At 62.7% G+C, this 24287-nt stretch carries 21 protein-coding genes; 8 read left to right on the top strand and 13 right to left on the bottom strand.

What is annotated here, in order from left to right:
- Window positions 1–34: 34 nt before the first annotated feature.
- The 5 genes from ACRQDJ_RS01915 to ACRQDJ_RS01895 all read right to left on the bottom strand — a co-directional run bounded on the left by ACRQDJ_RS01915 (window position 35) and on the right by ACRQDJ_RS01895 (window position 7642).
- Window positions 35–1561 carry an ABC transporter permease gene (locus ACRQDJ_RS01915; RefSeq protein WP_026428355.1) on the bottom strand — a complete coding sequence of 509 codons (1527 nt, stop codon included), beginning with the start codon at window positions 1559–1561 and terminating at the stop codon, window positions 35–37.
- Window positions 1562–1768: 207 nt separating this feature from the next.
- Window positions 1769–3553 carry an ABC transporter substrate-binding protein gene (locus tag ACRQDJ_RS01910; RefSeq protein ID WP_284889338.1) on the bottom strand — a complete coding sequence of 595 codons (1785 nt, stop codon included), beginning with the start codon at window positions 3551–3553 and terminating at the stop codon, window positions 1769–1771.
- Between the two features lie 492 nt (window positions 3554–4045).
- Window positions 4046–5740 (bottom strand): class I adenylate-forming enzyme family protein, encoded by a 1695-nt coding sequence (locus tag ACRQDJ_RS01905; RefSeq protein WP_320753578.1) that lies wholly within the window; start codon window positions 5738–5740, stop codon window positions 4046–4048.
- Entirely contained in the window at window positions 5733–7388 is a 1656-nt protein-coding gene (locus ACRQDJ_RS01900; RefSeq protein ID WP_320756015.1) for a M18 family aminopeptidase, read from the bottom strand. The genes ACRQDJ_RS01905 and ACRQDJ_RS01900 overlap by 8 nt, the downstream gene beginning before the upstream one ends.
- Before the next feature lie 11 nt (window positions 7389–7399).
- A complete protein-coding gene (locus ACRQDJ_RS01895) occupies window positions 7400–7642 on the bottom strand; it encodes a hypothetical protein (RefSeq protein ID WP_284889342.1) in 243 nt (80 codons plus the stop codon).
- Window positions 7643–7765: 123 nt separating this feature from the next.
- On the opposite strand from ACRQDJ_RS01895, the gene ACRQDJ_RS01890 reads away from it, so the two are divergent.
- The 3 genes from ACRQDJ_RS01890 to ACRQDJ_RS01880 all read left to right on the top strand — a co-directional run bounded on the left by ACRQDJ_RS01890 (window position 7766) and on the right by ACRQDJ_RS01880 (window position 12128).
- Window positions 7766–9766 (top strand): potassium transporter Kup, encoded by a 2001-nt coding sequence (locus ACRQDJ_RS01890; protein WP_284901256.1) that lies wholly within the window; start codon window positions 7766–7768, stop codon window positions 9764–9766.
- A gap of 113 nt (window positions 9767–9879) precedes the next feature.
- Complete coding sequence (locus ACRQDJ_RS01885) at window positions 9880–11133, top strand: alpha/beta fold hydrolase (protein ID WP_284901258.1); 1254 nt, start codon at window positions 9880–9882, stop codon at window positions 11131–11133.
- 125 nt (window positions 11134–11258) lie between these two features.
- Window positions 11259–12128, top strand: a complete 870-nt coding sequence (locus ACRQDJ_RS01880; protein WP_284901265.1) for a DNA-methyltransferase — start codon at window positions 11259–11261, stop codon at window positions 12126–12128.
- A gap of 42 nt (window positions 12129–12170) precedes the next feature.
- On the opposite strand, the gene ACRQDJ_RS01875 is transcribed toward ACRQDJ_RS01880, so the two are convergent.
- On the bottom strand, window positions 12171–13424 hold the full coding sequence (locus ACRQDJ_RS01875) for an amidohydrolase (RefSeq protein ID WP_435717754.1): 1254 nt from the start codon (window positions 13422–13424) through the stop codon (window positions 12171–12173).
- Window positions 13425–13718: 294 nt separating this feature from the next.
- Here ACRQDJ_RS01875 and ACRQDJ_RS01870 point away from each other — a divergent pair, with 294 nt between their 5' ends.
- Window positions 13719–14330: an HAD-IA family hydrolase gene (locus ACRQDJ_RS01870; RefSeq protein WP_435717753.1), complete on the top strand. Its 612-nt coding sequence runs from the start codon at window positions 13719–13721 to the stop codon at window positions 14328–14330.
- Window positions 14331–14334: 4 nt separating this feature from the next.
- Here ACRQDJ_RS01870 and ACRQDJ_RS01865 read toward each other — a convergent pair whose 3' ends face one another.
- From ACRQDJ_RS01865 to ACRQDJ_RS01840, 6 genes are all read right to left on the bottom strand, one after another.
- Window positions 14335–14868, bottom strand: coding sequence for a methylated-DNA--[protein]-cysteine S-methyltransferase (locus tag ACRQDJ_RS01865; RefSeq protein WP_284903805.1), 534 nt, complete (start codon window positions 14866–14868; stop codon window positions 14335–14337).
- A 30-nt stretch (window positions 14869–14898) separates the two neighbouring features.
- Window positions 14899–15450 carry an NADPH-dependent FMN reductase gene (locus tag ACRQDJ_RS01860; protein ID WP_284903803.1) on the bottom strand — a complete coding sequence of 184 codons (552 nt, stop codon included), beginning with the start codon at window positions 15448–15450 and terminating at the stop codon, window positions 14899–14901.
- A gap of 51 nt (window positions 15451–15501) precedes the next feature.
- On the bottom strand, window positions 15502–16206 hold the full coding sequence (locus ACRQDJ_RS01855; RefSeq protein WP_284903801.1) for a GNAT family N-acetyltransferase: 705 nt from the start codon (window positions 16204–16206) through the stop codon (window positions 15502–15504).
- 52 nt (window positions 16207–16258) lie between these two features.
- The gene (locus ACRQDJ_RS01850; protein WP_284903800.1) at window positions 16259–16801 is read right to left on the bottom strand and encodes a GNAT family N-acetyltransferase; all 543 of its coding nucleotides are present in this window, start codon (window positions 16799–16801) and stop codon (window positions 16259–16261) included.
- 13 nt (window positions 16802–16814) lie between these two features.
- The gene (gene ychF, locus ACRQDJ_RS01845) at window positions 16815–17894 is read right to left on the bottom strand and encodes a redox-regulated ATPase YchF (RefSeq protein WP_284903799.1); all 1080 of its coding nucleotides are present in this window, start codon (window positions 17892–17894) and stop codon (window positions 16815–16817) included.
- A 132-nt stretch (window positions 17895–18026) separates the two neighbouring features.
- Complete coding sequence (locus tag ACRQDJ_RS01840) at window positions 18027–18836, bottom strand: SDR family oxidoreductase (protein ID WP_087070460.1); 810 nt, start codon at window positions 18834–18836, stop codon at window positions 18027–18029.
- Between the two features lie 194 nt (window positions 18837–19030).
- On the opposite strand from ACRQDJ_RS01840, the gene ACRQDJ_RS01835 reads away from it, so the two are divergent.
- The 4 genes from ACRQDJ_RS01835 to ACRQDJ_RS01820 are packed head-to-tail and all read left to right on the top strand — an operon-like array spanning window position 19031 to window position 23479.
- Window positions 19031–20287, top strand: a complete 1257-nt coding sequence (locus tag ACRQDJ_RS01835) for a DNA recombination protein RmuC (protein ID WP_284903798.1) — start codon at window positions 19031–19033, stop codon at window positions 20285–20287.
- A 33-nt stretch (window positions 20288–20320) separates the two neighbouring features.
- A complete protein-coding gene (gene xseA, locus ACRQDJ_RS01830) occupies window positions 20321–21574 on the top strand; it encodes an exodeoxyribonuclease VII large subunit (RefSeq protein ID WP_284903796.1) in 1254 nt (417 codons plus the stop codon).
- Complete coding sequence (locus ACRQDJ_RS01825; protein WP_284903793.1) at window positions 21564–22415, top strand: exodeoxyribonuclease VII small subunit; 852 nt, start codon at window positions 21564–21566, stop codon at window positions 22413–22415. Before xseA ends, ACRQDJ_RS01825 begins: the two co-directional genes overlap by 11 nt.
- On the top strand, window positions 22412–23479 hold the full coding sequence (locus ACRQDJ_RS01820; RefSeq protein WP_284903792.1) for a carbohydrate kinase family protein: 1068 nt from the start codon (window positions 22412–22414) through the stop codon (window positions 23477–23479). Before ACRQDJ_RS01825 ends, ACRQDJ_RS01820 begins: the two co-directional genes overlap by 4 nt.
- A 52-nt stretch (window positions 23480–23531) precedes the next feature.
- Here the strand turns inward: ACRQDJ_RS01820 and ACRQDJ_RS01815 are convergent, their stop codons facing one another.
- Window positions 23532–24287 carry an isoprenyl transferase gene (locus ACRQDJ_RS01815; protein ID WP_284903791.1) on the bottom strand — a complete coding sequence of 252 codons (756 nt, stop codon included), beginning with the start codon at window positions 24285–24287 and terminating at the stop codon, window positions 23532–23534.

Genomic DNA, 24287 nt, shown 5'->3' with positions numbered 1-24287 from the left:
TGGTGACGATTCATGGGGGTAGTCAGGCTCATGCTTACCGCCTAATCCGAGGATCGACGTAGGCGTACATGATGTCCGCGACCATATTCATGAGCACCGCGGCTCCGCCGGTGACCAGGAAGAAGGCCATGACGGGGGCCGGGTCTACCTGGGCCAGGCCGGTTCGGAAGAGTTCACCCATGCCCTTCCAGCCGAAGACCGTTTCGGTAATAACTGCGCCGCCGATGAGGCCCGCGAAATCGAAAGCGATGATGGTGAGCAGCGGCAACATGGCGTTGCGGAACGCGTGCCGGGTGATAACCGTATGTTCGGGCAGGCCCTTGGCGCGCGCGGTACGGATGTAATCCTGACCGAGCACTTCCAGCATGGACGAGCGCGTATAGCGCGTATAGGACGCGATGGACATGAGCGTCAGCGAGATCGTCGGCAGCAGGAGGTGGGTGAAGGAATCCAGGAAGCTGAGCCAGAAGACGTGGCTGCCCTGGAAATTCGGGGTCATCGAACCGATGGTGGAAATCGGACGGTTCTGGGTGAGCGGCAGGTAGGTGGACCAGTAGCGGGCGGCGAAATCGAAGATAATCGCGATCCACACCGAGAACACGGCCCAGATCGAGGCCCAGGTGACCGAGCGGCGGGCGTAGCCACCGAAGAAGTAGGACACGCCCACGGAGGCGGCAATCCCGAGAGCCAGAATCAGGAAGAGGAAGCCCCACGTGGGCTCCCAGAGCATATTCGAGCAGGCCGCCACGATAACGAACATAATCGCGGCATTGGCGCCCACCACAGCAAAGCCGCGCTTATTGGAGAAGCCGAGGAAGAGGCCGGTGAAGAGCACTGTGCCGGCCAGGCCCATGAGGGCTTCGATCCACAGCCCGCCGGTGGGTTCCAGGAAGGCGCGGGTTACGGAAATGTATTCCATGACGCCGAAGGCGATAGCGAAGCTGATGCCCGCGGCCATGGCGCGCCGCTTCGGGCCGCCGGCCACGAGGGCCTGCACAAAGAGTGCGAAGATACCGGCAAATATGACGATGGTAACCAGTGAGATTGTTGGATCTGCCAGCCAGTCATTAAAGCGAATAGCGCCGTATTCCTTCAGGAGCACCGCGAAGACGAAAGCGGGCAGTGAGTAGAAGGTGAAGGCGAGGAAGGTCACGACGTAATCGAAACCGGTGTAGCGGCGGATAGCGCTCATAACACCGAAGAAGATTCCGAAGAAGATCGCGAGGAAGGTGGCCGCCAGCACGAGGCGCAAGGTGGCGGAAGCGGCCTGACCGAGCATGTCATTAACAGACTGTCCGGAACGATTGACGCCCAGGTCGCACTGGCCGATGAAGCATTTCGCTGCTCCGGTCAGCCAAGTCCAATAGCGCTCGTACCAGGGCAGGTCGAGGCCCATGAAGGAGGAGCGCTGCTGCATGAGGTTTTCGCGATTCGGGTTATTGGATTCGCGAAGGTCCTCGAGGGGGTCGCCCGAATTAATCGTAAGAACGAAGATAAGGAGCGACGCGGCCCAGAGGATAAGTACTGAGATGCCAATTCGTTTGGCGATGAATTTATACACCGCGAGACTTCTTTCCGTTCTGTGTGCCGATGGGCGCCGGTTCGGACAATTTTACTCGGTGACTATAGTACATAAGCATTTCCAGACGAAATGGGACGTGGGATGTGACACAGGAAGGGTGATAAAACTGCACGCCCGGAGGGGCCGCAAGCGCGGCCCCTCCGGTGCAGCTAGAAAATAACTATTACTTCCTGTGCATAAGGCTAATTACTCAGCCTTGGCGGGTGCGGAGCCCCAGCTCCACTTTTCGGCGTTCCAGGCGATACCGGACTGGGTGACGTTGCGCTCAACGTTCTCCATACCGGTGGTGTACGCCGCGATGCCCGGGTGGGTGAAGAGCGGGATACCGAAGAGGTCATTCCACAGTTCCTTCTCAATCACCTTCTTGGCTTCCTTCTGGACCTTCGGATCCAGGCTGGAGGAAACCTTGTCCCATTCGGTATCAACAGTGGCGTTGTTGTAACCGGTCTGGTTCTGGCCACCGTTGGACTTGTAGATATTCGCGCCGGAAACGATCTGGCCGGAGCCGGACCAGGCGAAGAGCACCATATCGAAGTCGCCGCTCTCATAGCCGCCACCCGGAGCCATGAAGCCCTGGGCCCCGACGTCCTGGACGGTGATGCCGGCCTGGGCGCAGGAGGAGGTCACGAGGGCAACCTCATCGGAACGGCGCTGGTTGGGCTGGTTGTAACCAATGCGGACCACCGGGTTGGCGATACCGGATTCAGCAACCTTGGCCTTGGCCTTTTCGATGTCGACCTTGTCATATTCGCCGTTGTAGGAGGCGGCCACAACTTCCTTGTACTCGGGGTTATCCGGGAAGTATTCGCGGGAGTTGAGGACTTCAGCGTTAGCGTTGAGCGGCTTGATGAGCGAATCAACGATCTGCTGGCGCGGGATGCAGTAGGCCATGGCCTGGCGCAGCGCGAGGCCGCCCTTGTCATTGGCGAAGATGGAGCCCGGCTTGAAGTTGAAGTCGAAGTGCTCCCAAATCATGGTGTTACCTTCGAGGACGGTCACGCCCTGGGTGCCGTTGAGGGCATCAAGGGTGTCCTTGGTGGCCTGCGGCTCAATGACGTTCACGTTCTGGTTGGCGAGGGCCTGAACCTGGCCTTCCGGCGGGATGAAGCGGATCACGAGCTCATCGAGGCCGGGCTTCTCACCCCACCAATCCGGGTTGGGAACCATGGTGATGTACTGACCGGCTTCCCAGCCACCTTCCTTGAGGGTGTAGGGGCCGAAGGACGGGGCATCTTCCGCGGAGGGAAGCTGGCCCGGGGTGGGCGAATTCCAGTTGTTCCAGAATTCAGCGGCCTTCTTAGCGGTCTCGAAGTCCTTGTTCTTCAGAGCTTCGAAAAGCTCCTTCTTGGACATGCCGATCTTCTTGGCTACCACGTGCGAGGGAAGCTGACCGGAAACAACGAGCTGCCAATCCGGGTTCGGTTCGGCGTAGGTGATGGTGAAGGAACGGTCGCCAGCATTGCACTGGGGGCCTTCCGGAACGCCGTCCGCGTAGGTATCCGGGCTGGACACGTGGTTGAACAGCGGCTCATCGGAGCCGGCCGCAGCCTGGCCATCCATGATCCACTTCGGGTTCTGGGAAACCCAGTCCAGGTAGGCATCTTCACAGGTAATAAGTTCGCCACCCTGGTACTTGGCCTCATCGTTGTAGGTGTACTTCACGGTGAGGGGATTCTCGGAAACCAGTTCGTAGTCACCGAGAGCGGTGCCGTGCTTCCACTCGCCATTGGCGGAGTAGTAGCCGAAGCCGGGCATCATGCGGTCAACAACAAGGGAGTTGGCCGAGCTGTAGGTAGTGGGCGTCAAGCCGTTGTAGCCCAGGAATTCATCGGCACCGACGGTGACCGAAGCGGTCCGGTTGACATTTCCTTCGACCTGGGTGGGGCCACCCTTGCCGTTGGAGGAACAACCAGTCATGACCAGAGCAAGCGCGGCTGCTCCGGCCACCAAGGGATAAGCGGTCTTCTTCACGAAGGAACCTCCTCATTGACTGTTTCCGTACCGCGGGGGCAGTCCCCCGGTACGGAGTGATCATGTTCGCGCTGTGGGCGCGTGGAATATGCAAAAGCGGTGCCGGATTCTCAAGAATCCGGTGCGTTGACGATCTCCACAGGATGGAACACGCATTGACATCCTGTGCGGATAGCCAGCGCCACCGCTCTAACCATGGAAAAAGCCTACACGAGTCTTGACGATTTCTTTACGTTTAGGCTCAGGCTTTTTTCATGTGCGAATGTTCACGCCCGCAGAAATTGGAGAAACCCGCAGCATAGAGCCATTTTTCGAAGTTGCGAGAGTCTGGACACTTTCAGGAAGGAGTCACGTCTCACGCCGCACATATCTCATATGCTGAGATAGTTTTTCTCAAAATCATTCCAGAAACGAGATGCGGGGCCGTTGTAGGGCGAGGCCGAAGCGTCCACAGGCACCGCGGCCGCAGCTGAAGGTGTGCGCAGAGCCGTTTTAGAGGACTGCCGGCGCCGCGGGAGCCGGCGCTGCGGTGCCGTGCCCGAAGAGGTCCCGCAACCGCGCCCGAGATACTTTCCCGTCATCATCCACCGGAAGCTCATCGAGAACCACGAGCAGGCGCGGAAGCTTGAAAGAAGCGAGCGCCTGGGCGGCAAAAGCCCGAAGCTGATCAAGGCTAGGCACGGGCAGGCTTTGGGGCACCACCGCGAAACCGCCGGTGGCCGGATCCGGGGTGGCGAAGTTTTCTGGGCTGGACTCGTGGGAATCCATGACGATGGCGGCGCCCACCACCTGGCCCCACACCGGATCGGGTACGCCCGTGACGAGGGCAGCTCGCACCCCCGGGTACTGGTGGAGCACCCGCTCAATTTCTTCGGGGTGAACAGTATCTCCCCCGGTTTTGATGGTATCGGTAACCCGGGCAACCAGGCTGATATACCCGTCCGCATCCACCCGAGCGTGATCCTGAGAGCAGAACCATTCCCCCGCGAAGGATGAGCGCTGGTAATTATCCCCGTGCCAGTATCCGGCCGAAATGCTCGGCCCGCGCAACTGCATTTCTCCGATCTCCCCGGGCGCCACCGGGGTATCGGTGCCCGGCTCTACCAGGCGAATCTCCACGTGGGGCATGGCGCGCCCCACCGTTTCAGCTTTGTGCGCCACCCGCGCGGTAGGAAGATAGGGGCCGACGCCGCCCGTTTCGACAGACCCCCACATATTAAGAGGATGGAGACCGGCCGCATCCAGGCGCCCCATGAGAGCCGGCGGAACCGCCGCCCCACCCACGAAGGCGTACCGGAGACTGGAAAGGTCCCGGGTGAGGAAGGTGTCGTCGTCGAGCATAAAAGAATAGGTGGTGGGGGTGCCGAACATGGTGGTGACCCGGTGTTCTTCAATGAGGTGCAGCAGGCCGGCCGGGGAGGGAGTGCGCGCAATAACAATGCGGCCTCCGCGCGCGAAGTGGAAGAGCGTGCCGCCGTTGAAACCGGCAATAGAGGAACATCGCGCGCTGTGTAAGAAAATGTCATCACGCCCGTAGCCCAACGCATCGTGGAAAATGCGATCCGCCCACCACAAATTATCGTGAGTGAGTTCGAGGGCGCGGGGTGCTTCCGGGGGCGCGGGCCGGAACATCATCACGGCCACGCCGCTCGGGTAGCCCTCGGTATTAAAGGCGGGATTTCCGGCAGGGCCATCGGCTACGAAATCAGCTGTGAAACTCCCGGTTGCCGCACTCAAAGCAATATAGCCGTTGGTGAGGGCGGGAGTGAAGGGTGGCGCGAGGACGTCGTCGTCGATAACAAAATGAATAAGAGTGCCGGTGGAGGTGAAGGCGCCGGCGGTGCCTATTTCCGCGCACGCGATGAGGACGCGCGGGGCCGCAAAATCAACGAGGCGTTGAATTTCTACCGGGTGGAGGCGGGCGTCCACCGGAACGAAAACCGCACCGATGCGGGCGCACGCCACCGCAACCAGGTAGTGGTAGGGAGAGTTATGGGCCACGATCATGACGCGGTCCCCGTGGGAGACGCCGGCCTGGACGAACAGCTGGGCGAGACGGGAGGTGGTATCCCGCGCTTCGCCGACCGTCAGGGTGGTGGCGTCGTAGTAGAGGCAGGTGCGATCCGGGTTGGCGAAAGCGGTGCGATCAAGCAGATAGGCAACGTTCGTGACGGGGACGCTACTCATTGCGCTCACTTTCTGCGCTCGGGCCCGCTCCCCCGCCGGTATCCGTGAGATCGGCGGGATTCTCTATGTCCGCGAGATCCGCGTCCGGAAGAGTGGCCGCGCCCTGACCGAAGAGGAAACCGCGGATGAGGCGGCGCAGCTGGTAGAGGTCTTCCACGTGGGAGAGTTCGCGCGCGGAGTGCATGGACAGGAGGGGAACGCCCACATCCACCGTGCTGATACCCAGGCGGGTGGCGGTGAGCGGGCCGATGGTGGTTCCGCAGGGGATGGAGTTGCGGGAGATGAAGAATTGGTAGGCGGCGCCGGCATCGCTGGCCGCGCGCAGGGCGAGGGTCACTGATTCCGCATCCGAGGCGTAGCGCTGCTGGGCGTTCATTTTAATGAGCGGGCCGGCACCGGCGCGCGGGGCGGAATCCGGATCGTAAAACTCGGCGTAATTAGGGTTGAGGGCGTGACCGGCATCGGCGGACATGCAGGCCGAATGGGCCAGTAGCTGGTACCAGCTATCCCCGCGCACCCCGAAGCTTTCCGCGATGCGGGCCAGCACGGTTTCCAGGAAGGGCCCGCTGGCTCCGCTAGTGGTTTCCGAGCCGACTTCTTCGTGATCGAAGGCGGCGAACACCGGGAAGTACGGGAGCTCGGCGCCATTTTCTGCCGTCTGCCCCGCAGCGCCTGCAACGTGCCCTGCGCCGGCCGTCACTCCGTCGAGGAGCGCCCGCAGCCCGGCGTATACGGAGGACAAATTATCCTGGCGCCCGGCCGATAGGTACATCCCATTGCGCCGCGGCGGCTCAACATCATAAGCGTAAATATCATGCCAGCCGATCCATTCGGCGCCGGGCGCTTCCCGGCCGTCCTTCCGAGGCTGGGCATAGCGCGCCAGGGTTTCAAAAAGATCGCTATCGGTGCCGAGGCTGGAGTCCGCCTCGGCTTCCGCGTGCGCAGCATTATCAGTGCAATCCGCGTGCGCAGCGTTATCGGCGCAATCCGCGCCCGCGGCGCAGTAAGTATCCCCGCGCGCCCCGGTGAATATCGGGTGGAGATGCTGCTGGCGATCCAAGCTCAGGGTATCCCGGTTGCCGGAAATAAGATGCGGGGCGAGCTGCGGAATCACCATGCAGGCCGGGGTGCGCACCAGGTATTCCCGGCCGGCCATATCCGTGATGCGCCCGGCCAGGCCGAGGTCACGGTTGAGCCATGAATTGAGCAGCGGCCCGCCGTACACCTCCATATCCACCTGGGTGTAGCCCCCGTGGCGGGATGTTCCGGCCGGCTTGAGTTTGAGGGTGGGCGAATCCGTATGGGCACCGAGGATGCGGAACGGCGCCAATTCACCGTTCCCCGCGCCCCGCGGGCTCACCCAGGCGATGAGCGCCCCGCCGCGCCGCACATAGCGTGCTCCGCGCGCCTCCCAGGCTTCCGTTTCCCGCTGCTCGGTGAAACCGTGGGCTTCCAGAATCTGAGCTAGCTGCGCCGCCGCGTGGTACGAGGACGGGGACGCCGCGATGAATTGCGCGTATCCGCGGGCGTGGCGATCGGCGGCGGTACTCCCCTGCACCTGCGCCGGATCCGCTGGCGCGGTACCCACCAGCGTGGTATCCGCCTGCGCGGCATCGGGCGTGGACTCAGCAAACTCAGACATGCTCATGGCCTCCCAGTCTAGTGATTGCCAGGTTCGCCGGCGGCCTCAGCTGCGCCGTCGTTCCCCATCCCATCATTTTCCGAAACGGCACCGGCCGCAACTTCCGCGGGCGTGACCTCCATGGTGCCGCGCGCGGCGTGGCGGCGCGCCAGGAACAGCAGCAGAATCCCGAGGGCCAGTACCAAAACGCTAATAACCACCCAGGCGAGGACCTGCGCCCCGCTATTGGCGAGCTGGGCGCCACCGTGCATTGCCATCATTGTTATTGAACTCCTCACCGCAACGATTAGCTTCCTGGGACGATGGTACACCGGGTGACTAGAACATCACACCGGACCTTTTCGATGCTTTTTCGTCAGCGAGGGTGGCTAGGATTCCCGCTCATGACAAAAATTTTTCGCGCTGCGTCGCTGCGGCGTGACGGTGGGGAACACAGTGCCCACCGTGGCGGGGCCCTGGCCCGCGCCGGGCTTGGTTTGGCCGCTCTCGGAGTGGTTTTCGGCGATATCGGGACCAGCCCGCTCTATGTTGTGCGCGCGGTTTTCACCGTGCACGGCGGGGCCGTTCCGCTTACGGACGCCTCGATTTACGGAGTGATTTCCCTGGTGGTGTGGATGCTCCTTCTTATCGTGTCCTTCAAATACGTCATTCTTGTGTTGCGCGCGGATAATGACGGCGAAGGCGGCATCATTGCCCTCGCCACCCTGCTGCGTACCCTCAGCGGTGGGAGGCCGCGCGCCGCGGCACTTTTCACGGTGGCGGGCATGTTCGGGGCGGCGCTCTTTTTCGGCGACGCCGTCATCACCCCGGCCATTTCAGTGCTCTCCGCTATCGAAGGTATCCGGGTGGCCCTGCCAAGCTTCCCCTCCACCCTCATCGTGCCCATCGCACTGGTGATTCTTCTCACCCTAGGCTGGATGCAGCGCTACGGCACCGGGCGAGTGGGCGCTATTTTCGGCCCCTTCATGCTGCTGTGGTTCACGGGGCTAGCGCTGATCGCGCTCCCGCATATTGCCGCGCATCCGGAAATTATCGCGGCACTTTCCCCGCACCAGGCGCTGATATTTGTGGGCAGGCACCCGACTATCGGTTTCCTCGCCATGGGCGCGGTGGTGCTCGCGGTGACCGGCGCCGAGGCGCTCTACGCCGATATCGCGCATTTCGGGCGGCGCCCCATTTCCGCGGTGTGGTTCGCGGTGGTGCTGCCCGCGCTGGTGTGTAACTACCTGGGGCAGGGCGCGCTGCTGCTCGAACACCCGGAGGCTATTGCCGATCCGTTCTTCCACCTGGTTTCTTCCCAGTGGGCCCTGGTGCTCATGCTGCTGGCAACCGGCGCCACGGTCATCGCCTCGCAATCGGTGATCGCGGGGACCTACTCCATTGCCCGCCAGGCTTCCCGGCTCGGCTACCTCCCCCACCTGCGGATTCGCTATACCTCCGCGAGCGGGGCGGGGCAGATTTACCTGCCGGATATTACCGGGCTGCTGGTAGCGGCGGTGGCGGCCGTGGTGGTGATTTTCCGTGATTCGGCGCGGCTGTCCTCCGCGTACGGGCTGGCGGTCTCCACCGATTTCCTTCTCACCACCGCGATGCTGCTGGCTCTCACGGTGATCGGCTGGCACTGGCGCTGGTGGCAGAGCGCCGCGCTGGCGGTGGTGTTGGGAGTGGTAGAAGTGCCTCTTTTCGCCGCTAATGCCGCGAAATTGGTGACGGGTGGCTGGCTGCCTCTGCTTATCGCCCTCATTCTCATGGTGGTTATGCTCACGTGGCGGCGCGGGGAGGCGGTAGTGGCGGCCACCCGGGCGCGCACCGAAGGCACCCTCGCGGAGTTCGCGGCGCACTTGCAGAAAAACCCGCTGCGGCGAGTTCCGGGTACGGTTATTTATCCGCATTCCCTGGCTACCACGGTCCCGGCGGCGTTGCGGGCCACCACCGAGCTGCATCGCAGTATGCGCGACCACGTTATTATTCTCTCCATCAAAACGGCCCCGCAGGCCCATATTGAGCGCACCGAGCGCATTACCTGCACGCAGGTGAGCCCGCGCGTGGAGGGCGTTGTTCACCTCACGATGCGCTACGGCTTCATGGATATCCGCAATATTCCGGCCGACTTGGAATGGGCGCAGCGCGAATACGGGTGGGGTTCCTGGAAGCTGAGCGAAGCCCAATGGGTGCTCAGCCACCTGGGGGTCCGCTCGCGCGGGAAGAACGACGACGCAGCTAGCGGCGGTGCGGACTCGGGCAGTGCTGTTGATATTCCGCAGCTGCCCCGCTGGCAAGCCTGGCTTTTCGCTCGCATCGCGCGGCATTCTGCTTCGCCGGCCTGGGTGAAGAGCCTCCCGGCGGATCGCACCGTGGAGATTTCCCGCGAGGTCATTGTGTAGATGACGGCCCGGGAGGGAAGGTCACGGGTTCGGCGGGAGGCTCACGGCGCGAAGCGACGCTCGTGGGCCTCCCGCCCGCTGAGAATGTCGAAGCGCCTGGTAGCGTTCCTAGTATGACGACAACAACGCACTACCTCGAGCAGCTTCGCCTCGATGAACTCACCCTTACCGTCCCGCTCACCGCGGATCGGGAAGATACCCGCACCATTGAGGTGTTCGCTCGTATCGCCACCCGCCCGGGCGGGGAATCCCTCCCCTATCTCTTCTATCTGCAGGGCGGGCCGGGCTATGAAGCCTGGCGGCCCAGCCTCTCCCCGCTGGAGCCCTCCTGGCTGAACGTGGCCCTGGAACGCTACCGGGTTGTGTTCGTGGATGAACGCGGCACGGGCCGCTCCACACCCGTCGGGGAGGATATTCTCAGCACCGGAAGTACCGCGGAGGTGGCCGAATACCTCAGCCATATGCGTGCCGATGGCATCGTGCGCGATTGCGAGGCGCTGCGCCAAGAACTCGGGGTGGAGAAAATCAATCTCCTCGGGCAGTCCTTCGGTGGTTTCACCACCGTGCATTACCTTTCGGTAGCGCCCGAACATATCGACCAGGCCTTCCTCACCGGCGGGCTTACCGCGGTGCGCCGCAGCGCTGATGATGTCTATTCCCTCACGTGGGAGAAGATGCGCGAGCACAGTGAAGAGTACTACCGGCGTTTCCCCGAGCACCGCGACCGAGTACGGGAGCTGGTGGAGCTGGCGGGTAGCGGTTCTATCGAATTACCCACCGGGGAAATAGTCTCGCCCTCGCGGCTGCGTTCCCTTGGGCACCTCCTCGGTTCGGATAACGGATGGCGGGAACTGTATTACCTGCTGGAAAAGAATCCGGCCTCCACAGCTTTCCGTTATGACCTGGCCGCGGCCATGCCTTTTGATGGGCGTAACCCGCTCTACTACGTGCTGCACGAATCTTCCTACGCGGATGGTGTGGTCACCAATTGGAGTGCGGAACGCACCCAACCGGAAGCTTTCCGCACCGATACCTCGCTCCTTTACGGCGAACACGTGTGGGCGGAATGGGCGGATACCGTCCCGGCTTTCCAACCGTGGAAAGATGTAGTTGAAAAACTGGCCACCTGGGAGTGGCCGCAGCTCTACTTCCCGGAAGCTTTGCGGGAATCGGGGGCACGCGGGGCGGCCGCGGTGTACGTGAATGACGCCTATGTGCCCCTGGAGTTCTCCCTCGAAACGGGGGCGCTACTTCCCGGGATTCACCGGTACGTGACCTCCACCCACGAGCACAGCGGTTTGCGCTCCAGTAACGGGGCGGTGCTGCGCACGCTCTTCGAATTGGCGGATGGCACGCGACTGCGCTAACCGGGCGCCGGGCGCGGCTCCCCCCAGTTGTTCGGAATTTCCGGACAACTGGTTGCGGGGCGTGCACTCCAGGAATAGTGGCTAGCCCGCGCGGGAGGGCCGGCGGTAAGAAAGTGAGGACATATATGTGGAATGATGCGGGTACGGACGCTGTGGTGTTCGGGGATAACCTACCGGTACTCCGGGCCCTACCGGCCGAATCATTCCAGCTTATTTACCTCGATCCTCCTTTTAACACCGGCCGGCCCCAGCGCCGTTCCACGGTGGTCACCCGACGTTCCACCACCGGGGATCGGATCGGTTTCAAAGGCCAACGCTACGAAACAATCGTGGAGCGGGTACTCGGCTACGACGATAGCTTCGCCGAATACTGGGGTTTCCTGGAGCCGCGCCTCGAAGAAGCCTGGCGGCTCCTCACCGATTCCGGGACCCTCTACCTGCATCTGGACTACCGGGAGGCGCATTACGCAAAGGTGCTCCTTGATGCACTTTTCGGGCGGGAGTGTTTCCTCAACGAAATAATTTGGGCCTACGATTACGGCGCCCGCACGAAAAAACGCTGGCCCGCCAAACATGACACCATTTTGGTGTACGTGAAGAACCCGGCCAGCTACTACTTCAACTCGGAAGATGTAGACCGCGAACCGTATATGGCGCCCGGCCTGGTTACTAAGGAAAAGGCAGCGCGCGGCAAACTTCCCACGGACGTGTGGTGGCATACCATCGTCTCCCCCACCGGAAAAGAAAAAACCGGCTACCCCACCCAAAAACCGCTCGGGATCCTGCGCCGGATTATCACCGCGTCCTCGCGCCCCGGGGATCGGGTCCTTGATTTCTTTGCCGGCTCGGGTACCACCGGTGCCGCGGCACGCGAATTAAACCGTCACTTCCTGCTCATTGACGCCAATCCGGAAGCCATCGCGGTCATGCGCACCCGCTTCCCCGATCAGGTGCGTTTCGGGGAATGGGCTGGCGCGGCGGTGAGCTGGGAGTAGCGCGCCAGCGGCACGCGCCCGGCAACTCGCCTGCGCCCCGGCTTAGTTATCCGCCCGCACCTGGGAATAGAGGGCGCAGGCCCCCACCCGATAGGCCGGCTCCAGGGAAAGCTCCGGATCGGCATAGAAATCCGGGGAATGATTCGAGGCCGGCTCCCCGCTGGCTGGGTTGAGCTGCTCGGGTGAAAAGCCACCGAAGAGCCAGAACACCGATTGCGCGCCAGCGGCCTGGCCGAGCACCGCGAAATCCTCACTGAAACCGAAAGTTTCGCTGGCCAGATTTTCCTCCCCGAATTCCGCGCCGATCACGTCACGCAAGGCTGCAACAGCTGCGTCGTCGTTCACGGTGGCATCCACCTGGCGGATCTGGCGGATCAGCGGTTCGGGGGCGCCGGCTGCGAGCGCCTCGGCCCGCACGATCCGCTCGATACCGGTATTGATAATCGCGCGGGTTTCCTCGTCCCGGAAACGGGTATTAATGCACAGGCGCGCGGTGTCCGGAATGATATTGTCCTGGCTGCCGGCCTGGAATACGCCCACGCTCACCACCGCGTTGCGGTCCGGATCCGTCATGCGGGAACGGATTGTTTGCAGGCGGGTGACGATGGCCGAACCGATAACAATAGGGTCGACGGCGCGGTGGGGCTGCGAGCCGTGCCCGCCCACCCCGTGCACAATAATTTCGAAACCGTCCGAGCCGGGCAGCACCCCACCCGGATAGAGATTGACCCAGCCGGCCGGGCGCGGCACCACGTGTCCGCCGTACATGATCTGCGGGCGCGGAGCTTTCTCCCACAATCCGGCCTCCACCATGGCGCGTGCTCCCAGGCCGTTTTCTTCCGAGGGCTGGAAAACAAAAACAATGGTGCCGCGCCACAGTTGCGGGTGCGCCGCGAAAACCCGGGCGAGGGCGAGCGCAATCGTCATATGGGAATCGTGCCCGCAAGCGTGCATGACCGGCACATTTTTCCCGGAGGCGTCGATTCCGGTGGCCCGCGAAGCGTAGGCGAGGCCGGTGCGCTCGGCAACGGGCAGGCCGTCCATATCCGCGCGGTAGCCCACCACCGGGCCGGGGCCGTTGCGCAGCACGCACGCAAAACCGGTATCGGTCACGGGGATGATCTGGCGGGTGATCTCACCGGAAAGGTCGATGGCTTCCAGGCGTGCGCGGAGCGCGCGCGACGTCTCCACTTCCTGGAAAGACAGCTCAGGATTGGCGTGGAAATACTGGAAATCCGCGGTCATAGTGGCCCGGTCCGAGGCGGTGAGGTGAAATTCCTCGGGAAGATACTGCACGGCGGTCCCTCTCATCCGATGCTAGCTTTGCGGGCGGCCCGGGCGCGGGGCGCACAGGGCCGCTCACCTGGTTTATTTTACCGCCGGGATCAGTGCGGACGCTCGGGCGCCCAGGTATGTGCGCGGAACCCCGGCGGTTTTTGGGCGGGCTAACCGGGCGCCGCGCCGAACGTCCGTAGCAGGCCGGGGCGGTGACTAGCTAGGCTGGAGGGAGTGCGCGGGCGAAGCGCTCCGGTAAGTGCGCGGGCCAGGCACGCCGATACCCGCGGCGGCAGCGCCCAGGCGAGGAGGATTATGTTCCACAACATTATTTGGGATATGGGCGGGACCATGGTGGATACCTACCCGCATGTGGATGCCACCTTGCAGGCGGTGGTTCTTGATTCCGGCCAGGAGGTTTCCCTCCTGGAGGTTGCGCGCCTCACCCGCCGCTCCACCAATCTGGCCATCACCGAGTTATCGCGCCGTTTCGGGATTCCGGAAGCGGAGTTTCGGGAGCGCGAGCAGGAGCTAAAAGACTCGTGGAAAATCACGCCACCGCCCGCGATGGCGCATGTGCATGAGGTGCTGGCCGCGGTTCCGGGGATTAATGTGGTGGTCACGCACCGGGATCGCGCGAGTGCCCGCACTCTCCTGGATGGTTTGAATCTCCGGGTTGCCGATATGGTCTGCCCCGAGGACGGCTTCCCGCGTAAACCCGACCCGGCAATGTTCACCCATATGCTCAACAAGCATAGCTTGGATCGGGCCCGCACCCTCGCTATTGGGGATCGGCCTATCGATATCACGACGGCGCATAAAGTTGGCGTGGCCGGTGCCCTCCTGGAAACTCCCGGTATTGAGCTGGAAGCCGATGCCGATTATCGCATCACTGATCTTGCGGAGGTTCTCCCGCTTCTCGGCTGATGAGCTAGCGGAGCGGGCACGCGCCCACGCGGGAGCTTTCCAAGCGCAACAGCTCCTTTTTCATATCCAGCCCGCCCGCGTATCCGCCCAGCCCACCGCGCGCGGCAAGCACCCGGTGGCACGGCAGCACGATAGGTATTGGGTTACGCGCGCACGCCGATCCCACCGCCCGCACGGCCCTCGGGTTGCCCAACATGGCGGCAAGCTCGCCATAGGAGCGGGTCTGCCCGTAGGGAATCTCCGCCAGGGCGCGCTGCACCCGGGCCGCAAAAGGCCCGCGGGTAAGAACCAGATCGGTGGGGAGCGTAAAGCAGGTGCGTTCCCCCGCGAAATATTCGCTGAGCTGGGCGCAGGCCCGCGCGGCGAGCCCCTCCGCCCGGCGCCGATCTTCACCATCTTCTAGTTCGGTTACTGCCTGCGGGCGCGGCCGCCCGGGAAGTACTACCGCGATGAGAGCATGCGCCTGCGCCGCAACGGCGAACTGTCCCAGTGGGGAATCGCACGTCCGCCATATTGCTGCGGCGCAGGCACGTGTCATCGTGGGTCCTCTGATCGCTCCTCTTGCTTTTTACTTCGCTAGCTGAGCGGTGAGCTTTTCGAGGCCGCTCAGCACGGCTTCCACTTCACCCGCGCGGCGTTCCAGCGGGGTGAATGCGCCGTCCGTCCAATCCTCAAACATCATGAAATTCACTTCGGAGCGGATGGCGGGCATATTGAAATTAGCCGTGATCTGGCGCCATTGCTCGATAGCGCGCACGCCTCCGATGGAGCCGTGCCCCACGAAAGCAACCGGCTTATTCATCCACTCCACACCCAGCGCATCCACCGCGTTCTTGAAGGCCCCGGGCACCCCGTGGTTGTATTCCGGGGTCACGAAAATAAAGGCGTCGAATTCGCTGATTGTATCGGCCCAGCGCTGGATGGCCGGATGATCGTACTGGCCGTTCGCCGCGGCTGGAACCACCGGGCTGGTGAGCAGCGGAATATCAAAATCCTTGATATTCACGAGTTCGTACGTAGCCTCCCCCGCCCGCTGGGCTGCGAGCTGAGCGACGTAACCGGCCACACCCTCGGTAGCCTGACCCTCGCGAATTGATCCGGAAATAATGGCGATCTTCATATAAGTGTCCTTTCGTTGAGGTGAGCGACACCCAGATTACCAATCACTCATTTACCTTTCAATCGGATATGTGGCGCTCCCGTTTAGCTCGGTGCGAACATCGCCCGCCTCAGCATCGGCTCCAACATCGCCATTGGCTTCAGCACATAGATCAGTACTGCCCTCCGCAGCGCTGCCGTTTCCAGCCACCCCACCGGCACCCTCGTCCAGATCACTGGCGAGCACGGCGTAGACGATGGTGTCCGTCCACTCCCCTTTGAGCCAGAAATCCTGGCGCATATGCGCTTCCTTATACATTCCCGCGTGCTGGAGCATGAGCTCACAGACCCGATCCCGCGCATCCATTTGCGCGGCAACGCGATGCACCCCACACTCCAGGCAGGCGTAGCGAATCATGGCTCTCATGGCCTCCGAAGCATAGCCGTGCCCGCGAAAATCCGGGTGGAGCACGGTGGCAATTTCCGCGACGCCGTGCTGCGGATCGGTCATCCACAGGCGCACGTCCCCGATGGGTTGCGCATCAAGTTCGATAACGACGGCGAGCGCGGCCTGCGGGCCGCGCAAATCCCGCGCCTGGGCGCGCTGGGCAGCTTCGTTGACCGCCCGTTCGGGATTCCAGGCATCGGTCATGAGGTATCTGGTGACATCTTCGCGGCTGTAAATGCTATGCAGCCACGGCGCATCATCGGGCCGGTGCAGCCGAAGCCGCAACCGCGCAGTTGTCACCGAAAATTCTTCAGGTGTCGTGGTATTCATAACTCCTTAAGTGTAACGAAAAACACTTTTGAGGGAAGAGGTTCTGAGCTGGTTATCCGCGAAACGGGACGGGGCGGTAGTGCGGCAGCGGATCGCTTGCCAGCCTCCCGTACAGATCAACGTCAATCCGCTGCCCGTTGATCAGGAATTTCCCGCGTTCGGTGCCTTCCTTAAGGAATCCAGCCGCGCGGGCCACCCCGCCGGAGGCGGGGTTATTCACCCGGTGCCCAAGTTCCAGGCGCTCCAAGCCGCACTCACGCAGAGCCCAATCCGCCACCGCTGCCGCGGCCCGGGACATCATCCCACGCCCCCAGTAGTCGTGGTGCAGCCAATAGGAAAACCACCCGTTTTTCTCATCCCAATCCGCATCGATACGGACCATGCCGATGAGTTCATCGCTATCGTCCCGGGCAATTACCCAGGCCAGCTGCGAGTCCGGGGCCTCCAAAATACGCGCGATATAGCGGCGGGCACCGGCCAGATCCGTAATATTGCCCTGCCGGATCATATCCGGGTGGGAAGCGAAGGCCGCCGCGATAGCTGCGGCGTCGCCCTCACGTACCGGACGCAACGCAATATCAACATTCATGGCCATTCCCGCGCGCTACCTACACATTAAAGCGGAATTCGACCACGTCGCCGTCCTGCATCACGTAGTCCTTGCCTTCTTGGCGCAGTTTTCCGTGTTCGCGAGCGGCGGCTACCGAGCCGTATTCCACCAGGTCATCGAAGGAGACCACCTCCGCTTTAATGAAGCCGCGCTGGAAATCGGTGTGGATCACACCGGCGGCCTGCGGGGCGGTATCGCCCTTGTGGATGGTCCAGGCGCGGGCTTCTTTGGGGCCGGCCGTGAGGTAGGTTTGCAGGCCGAGGGTATCGAAACCCACCCGGGCCAGCTGGTCCAGGCCGGATTCTTCCTGACCGGTGGCCTCCAGCATTTCCCGGGCTTCTTCTTCGCTGAGTTCCACCAGTTCCGCTTCGAATTTAGCGTCGAGGAAAATGGCTTGGGCAGGTTTCACAAAGTCACGTAGTTCCTGCTGCATGGCAGTGTCAGCGAGGCCGTCGTCGTCGGTATTAAAAACGTAGATGAAGGGCTTCGAGGTCATGAGTTGGAAGGAACGCAGGGTGTCGGCGTCGAATTCGGCGGCATGGTTGGAGAGCACCTCCCCCGCCTCGAGGAGCGCGTAGGCTCGCTGCGCGGCATCGAGCGTTTCCTTCGGGGTTTTCTTCCCCGTCACTTCCTTGGTCAGGCGCGGGATCGCCTTTTCCAGGGTTTGCATATCGGCGAGGATGAGTTCGGTGGTGACCGTTTCGATATCATCCTTCGGATCCACGCGGCCTTCCACGTGAACCACGTCCGGATCCGCAAAAGCGCGGGTGACCAGGCAAATCGCATCCGCTTCGCGAATATTGGCGAGGAATTGGTTGCCCAGGCCCTCCCCCTTGGAGGCCCCGCGCACAATCCCGGCGATATCCACAAAATCAACCGTCGCCGGCAGAATTTTCTGCGACCCGAAAATTTCGGCGAGCTTGGTCAGCCGCGCATCAGGGAGGGGCACCACGCCCACATTCGGCTCAATCGTCGCGAAGGGGTAGTTCGCCGCGAGCACCGTTGCGCGCGTGAGCGCATTAAATAGGGTCGATTTTCCGACGTTGGGAAGTCCTGCAATACCAATTGTTAAAGCCACGCCCTCCATTCTAGCTAAGAGAAAGGAGGGCGGGCTGCTATTCCCCGGACTCGCAATCCGGGCGCGGCACTACCGGGCTGCGGCGTTGCGCTACCGCGTTACCGGGGCGTTCACGCTACCGGGCCGTTGAGGCTACCGCGCGGGCGCGTCCATGGACTTCGGGGCGTGCCAAATATCTTCGCCGCGCAAAATCGCATCCGCGCCGCCGTCGATATAGAGAATCTGCCCGGTGATGGTCCGCGAGAGGCCGGTCACGAAGAAAACGAGTGCGTCGGCAATATCGCGAGCTTCCGAGGCGCCGTGGTACGGGGCGGGTAGCGCACCGAATGCCTGCTTGCGCCCTTCCTCGGTGGAGAGAAGTTCCTTCGTCATCGGGGTGGCAACCACGCCCGGCCCCACCGCATTGAGCCCCACGCCCCGACCGGCAAATTCCTCACTCACGGCCGCGCGGCGCACCCACGTGGCAATAGCGCGCTTGGAGGAGGCGTAATTGGCGTAGCCCTGCATCGGACCCTGATCAGCCAGCTCCTTGCCGTAAGCGAGGGCTTCTTCGCGCTGATCATCGAGGAGCAGCTGCACGAGCTTGGGATCGCTGGGCTGCAAACTTGCGCAGGAGGCGGTAATGACCGCGCGCCCGTTTTCCGCCTTTTCCAGGTAGGGAAGGAAAGCGCGCACGGTATCGCGCGCGCCGAAGTAATTCACCTTGAGATCGAGAGGCGAATTGCTCTGGGTGCCCGCATTCGCGATCACCCCGTCAATCTGCGGGTACTTTTCCACCACCCGAGCGACGGCATCCGCAATCCCCTCCGGGGTGGACAGATCCGCTTCAAATTCTGCCCCGCGCAAATCAACACCGACGGGCGTATGCCCGCGTTCTTCCAGAATCTGCCCGCAAGCAGCGCCAATACCCGAGCCCATTCCGGTCACGACGATAGTAGACATGGTGTTCCTTTCTCCCCGGCGCCGCTTCCTCGCGGCACCGCCCGCGGAGCCGTACGTCCTAACTCTGATGCGAGCTGCGTTATACCCCGCTTTTTGAAAGCTATCAGAGTTTTTTGCGGGGAACAAGGGGCGACGACGCCGCCAGCCCGCTTCCCTCCCATTTTTCTGTCGTAGGTGGATGTTTGAATACCGCTATGGATATTTCGATTGTTCTAGGTGCTCTTATCGCGGTGGGATGCGCGTGTTTCGCCCTGGGGTTCTTGAGCGCGCGGGTGCGCTCGGGCGGGGCGGTTTCGGGCCGGGAGCTGGCACTGGTACGCCAGCAACTGGAGGAAGCCCAGCGCGATGCCGGAGCGGCGCGGGCGCAGCTGGCGGCCGCCCAGGCTCGTTCGGATCGTTTAGAGGAGGAAAATAACGGGCTCATCGCCCGGGCTAAAACCGATAACGATATTTTGCGTTCCCTGGCTCCTATTACCCAGCAGCTTGAGGTGATGGAACAGCGGGTTCGGGATGTGCAGGTTCTCCAAGGTGAGCAGCGCACCGAAATCCGCACCCAGCTCAGCGCGGCGGCGCGCACCCAGGAAGATCTGGCGCGAGCCACCCAGGCGCTGCGCGGGGCGCTCAGTTCTACCTCCGCGCGCGGCATGTGGGGTGAAGTGGAATTGCGCCGGGTGGTGGAAGCCGCCGGGATGCTCCCCCACGTTGATTTTTCGGAGCAGGTTTCCGCGCCCGCGGGCGGTGGGCGCGCGGCGGGATCGCGCCCGGATATGATTATCCACCTGCCCGGCGGCGCTCATCTCCCCCTCGATGCCAAGGTTCCCCTCACCGCGATGCTCCAGGCTCAGGCCGCCCCGGCCACCACGGCGGAGGAAATCGCGCGGCGCCAGGATCTTCTCAAACAGCACGCCAAGGCGGTGCGTGCTCACGTGAACGCGCTAGCCAAACGAGATTACCCCGCGCTTTTCCCGGGTTCACCCCGGATCACCATCATGTTCCTCCCGGGGGAATCCCTCCTCGCGGAAGCGCTGCGGGAAGATCCTCCCCTCCTCGAGGATGCCCTGAACCTCGGGGTGGTCCCTGCTTCTCCTGCCTCGTTGCTAGCGCTGCTACGCACCGTGGCAACGCTGTGGGCCTCCAGCAAAGTGAGCGAAGAAGCCGGGCATATTATTGCGCTGGGCCGGGAAATGACGGACCGGCTGCGGGTGGTGGCTGGCCACCTGGAAAAGCTCGGGAATTCCCTTACCTCAGCGGTGAAGAACTACAACTCGGCGCTCTCTTCTTTCGATACGCGCGTGCTGGTCACCGCGCGGCGCCTAGAAAGCCTCGATGCTGATTTTGCTACCCCGCCGGCCATTGCCGCAGAAGAAGGCCAGGTCAAACGTTTCCACGATGCTGCTTTGCGGGAAGCACTGGACGGCGAAGAAGATCATGAAACTCGGATTGTCCCGTAGCAGTGCGGGGCAAAACATGGCACGATAACTGATATGGCTTCAACAACTCCGGTACCCGCCAACCTGCCGCAACGGGCTGCGCAGACAACACCGGATCACCCGTGGCCGCTGCGCCTCCTCTCGGTAAAAATCCGGGAATACGTGGCGAAAATGTCACGCCTCTGGGTGGAAGGTGAAGTCATTACCCTCCAGCGCCGCCCCGGAGCCAAAGTCCAGTTCCTCACCTTGCGGGATCTGGAAGAAAACGTCTCCATGACGGTGAAAATACTCAGCCATTTGCTTCCCGCAACCGTCACCTCCGGAAGCCGGGTGGTGGTGTGGGCGGTCCCGGATTTTTATACCGGTAATGGCTCGCTCTCCCTGTGGGCACAGGAAATCCGCCCGGTGGGCGTGGGCGATATTCTGGCCCGTTTGGAAGCCCTGAAAGCCAAACTCGCCGCCGAAGGCCTGTTCGCACCCGAACGGAAAAAGCCGCTCCCCTTCTTACCGCGCGCGGTGGGTCTTATTGTGGGGCGCAATACCAAAGCCAAAGAGGATGTCATTATTAACGCCTCGCTGCGCTGGCCCGGAGTTCGTTTCGAGGTACGCGAAGTAGCGGTCCAGGGCCGGGATGCCGTGGCCCAGATGATTCCCGCATTGCGTGAACTCGATGCCCATCCCGGGGTGGATGTTATTGTGCTGGCGCGCGGGGGCGGTTCCGTGGAAGATCTCCTTCCCTTCTCCGATGAGCACCTTGTGCGTGCGATTGCGGCCACCCGCACTCCGGTGGTCTCCGCTATCGGGCACGAGGGAGATAATCCCATCAGCGATTATGTGGCGGATCTGCGGGCCTCCACCCCCACGGATGCCGCCAAGCGCATCGTCCCGGATCGGGAAGCTGAACGTGAAGGCGTGCAGGCGGCGGTACGCCGCTTGCGCCAGGGCATGCGCCACCGGGTGGAACGCGCCACTAAGGAACTCGAAGCATTACGCGCCCGGCCGGTACTGGCCCGCCCCCGCACCATGGTGGAGGTACGCGAACAGGATATTCATTCGCTGCGCTCCTGGCTGCGGGCCCATATTCGGCGCGATATGGCCTCCAATTCCCAAGATATTTCCTCGCTGCTTTCCCAGCTGCGGGCCCTCTCCCCCCAGGCCACACTGCAGCGCGGGTATTCGGTTATCCTAAGCGAGGATGACAGAGTAGTCTCACAAGAAAACGATGTCCGAATCGGAGAACACCTGCGTGCCATTTTGGCCGCGGGAAGCCTCCATCTCGAAGTGAAAGGGAGCGCGCATGGCAGCTAAGGGAACCACTCCTGAGGGATTCACACCCCCGGCGCCAGCGCCGGGCTCCTCCCAGCCCCACGCAGCGGGCGCCTCCGCGTCCCAGGTACCCGGATCACCCGGCCCTCAGATACCCGGCGCCTCCGCACCCCACCCGCGCGAAGATATTGAGGCGCGCGTGGCCACCCTCAGCTACGAAGATGCCCGGGCCCGGCTGGTTGATATCGTCTCCCGCTTAGAACAGGGCTCCATTCCCCTCGAAGAATCCCTGCGCTTGTGGGAAGTTGGCGAATCCCTAGCTCGCCACTGCCAAAGCTGGCTTGATGGCGCTGCGGCCCGGATCGATGCTGCCGAACGCGGGGAAAGCCTCGCGGCTGCTCCGATGGCAGCCCCGCAACCGGCAGCCGCCGCTGCTCCTGCCACAGGGACCCCGCCCGTGAACCAGGGCGCGCCTGTGAACCAGGCCGCGCCGGCCGCAACGCACACGGGTGGCTATCAAGCACCCGCACCCGCGATCTCGCCGCAGGCCTCCAAGGAGGATCGAGTGGCAGCCCTGCGGGAAGCGGTGCGCGAAGTACGCGCTGAAGATGTACCGGCTATTCAGCCAGCTCCGGAAGCCGTGGCTGAAACGGCACCCGCACCCGCCACCCCGCGCGGCGCCTCCGTTCCCGCGGGTGGTCCTGCCGGTACACCCGCTGGTGGCCCCGTCGGCGCTCCCGCTGGTGCCCCCGCCGCCGCACCACCCTCCACTGCGGAACCCGCGGCCGGCGAAGATGACGATGATTTCGATCCGGAAGAATTCGCGGACGGAACAGGCCTGGATACCACCCCGCTCACTCGCCACCCCGAGGATTTCGCATGACGATTCTCGTAATTGGCGATGCCATCGCCAACCAGCGTGAAGCGGAGACCCCATTTCGCGCCGGCACCATGTTTAAGGTGGCTGTCAATCTAGCCCACCTGGCTCGCGAAGTTCGGATGGTCACCAATATTTCCGAGGCTTCCGACCCGCAAGTCGTACGCGATTACGCCGCTGCCCACGGTGTCGAGCTCCTCTTGCGCCCCGCCACAAGCCCGGTCAGCGCTGCCTCAAATCCGCTCAGCGCGGCTTCATCCCCGGTCAGCGCTGCCTCAAACTCGGTCAGCGCAGCTCTCACCTCTGGCCTGCCCACCCCGCACCCGGCGGCTTTCACCGATGCTCATTACGGGGACTCACACGCAGACCCGGAAGAAAGCTGGGATATTTTGCCAGCTCCAGAACGCGGCGCCCGCAAACTCGATTTTGATCTCTTCAGCCCCTCCGCCACCATTTTCGGTGGAGACGCCTGCCATGCCATGCCCGCGGCCCACACCGTGCGCGAATGGCTGCGAGTATGCCGCTCCACCTCCACGATCATTTACTCGCCGGCGCTGCGCCACCCCCGGGCCCGCAACCTGGACCGAGTCCGTATTCAAGCCGAAAGTTTCTTGCAGCTAAGTGACGTCGTCGTCGCAACCTCAAAAGACATCCGGCTGCTTTACGGTATTAGCGGCCCCGAAAACGAATTCGCCGCGGTGGCCGAACACTGGTTTAGTTTCGGGCCGCGGCTCGTCGCCATTCTTCTTGAGGACGGTGCCGCGCTCATGATCACCGCTTCGGGTGACCGCCTCCACGTGGCATCCCTCCCGCGCCCCTTCGTGGACGTGGCCGGGGCTCGCAGCGCTTTTATAGCAACCACCATCGACACTCTGGACCGGGTGAGTCTGCTCGGACGGGAAGCAAGCCCCGGCCTGGCCACCATGTCCATGTCACACCTGTATACCGTGGGTGCTTTCGCCACCACCGCGCGCAGCCTCATGACCGCGCATGCCGGCTGGGAGCCACTGACCCGCAACGAACTGAGCGAAGGATTCTTCGAATACCAAAGCCGCGAAGGGCTTATTTAGCGCACCTTTCGGTGTGAACGCCCCACTCCGGCCGCGGCCACGTGCTCGCAGCTTAGCGGCCGCGGCGCCGGTCACGTTGCGTATAGTCACGCAGCGCGCGCAAAAAATCCACGCGCCGGAAATCCGGCCAGTAGGTTTCACAGAAATACAGCTCGGTGTGGACGGACTGCCAGAGCATGAAGCCGCTCATGCGCTGCTCCCCGCTCGTGCGGATAACCAAATCCGGATCGGGCTGGCCGCGGGTGTAGAGATGATCGGTAATATCCGCGAGGGAAAAATCTTCCGCGACCTCCGCGAGGCTGCGCCCGGCTGCCGCCTCATCGCGCAGGTAGGAACGCACCGCGTCGGTAATTTCCTGGCGCCCGCCGTAGCCCACCGCGATATTCACGTGTAAACCGCGGCAAGATTCAGTACTCGCCGCGGCGGCACGCAGGCGCTGGGCGTACTCCTCAGGAAGAAGATCAAGATTACCCACCGCGACCAACCGGAAACGACCCGAGCGCGCCAGATTTTCAACAGTTTCACAAATGATGGTGAGCAGCGGGCCTACTTCTTCAGCCGCCCGGGAGAGATTATCAGTGGAGAGCAGCCACAGAGTAACCACCTCAATGCCGGCATCTTCGCACCAGCCGAGCACCTCGGCAATGCGCTCGGCCCCGGCCCGATGCCCGAACGTGGCAGATTCACCCAGCTCACGCGCCCAACGCCGATTGCCATCCAACATAATGGCCACGTGCTGCGGCATGCGTTTGCCGGCCAGCTCCCGCACCAAGCGGCGTTCGTATGCGGCGTAGAGCCATGATGACAT

This window comes from Actinotignum urematis (assembly GCF_051264595.1).
Taxonomy (GTDB): Bacteria; Actinomycetota; Actinomycetes; order Actinomycetales; family Actinomycetaceae; genus Actinotignum; species Actinotignum timonense_A.
The sequence above is the reverse complement of the archived record's forward strand: the minus strand, read 5'-3'. Positions and strand labels throughout refer to the sequence as shown.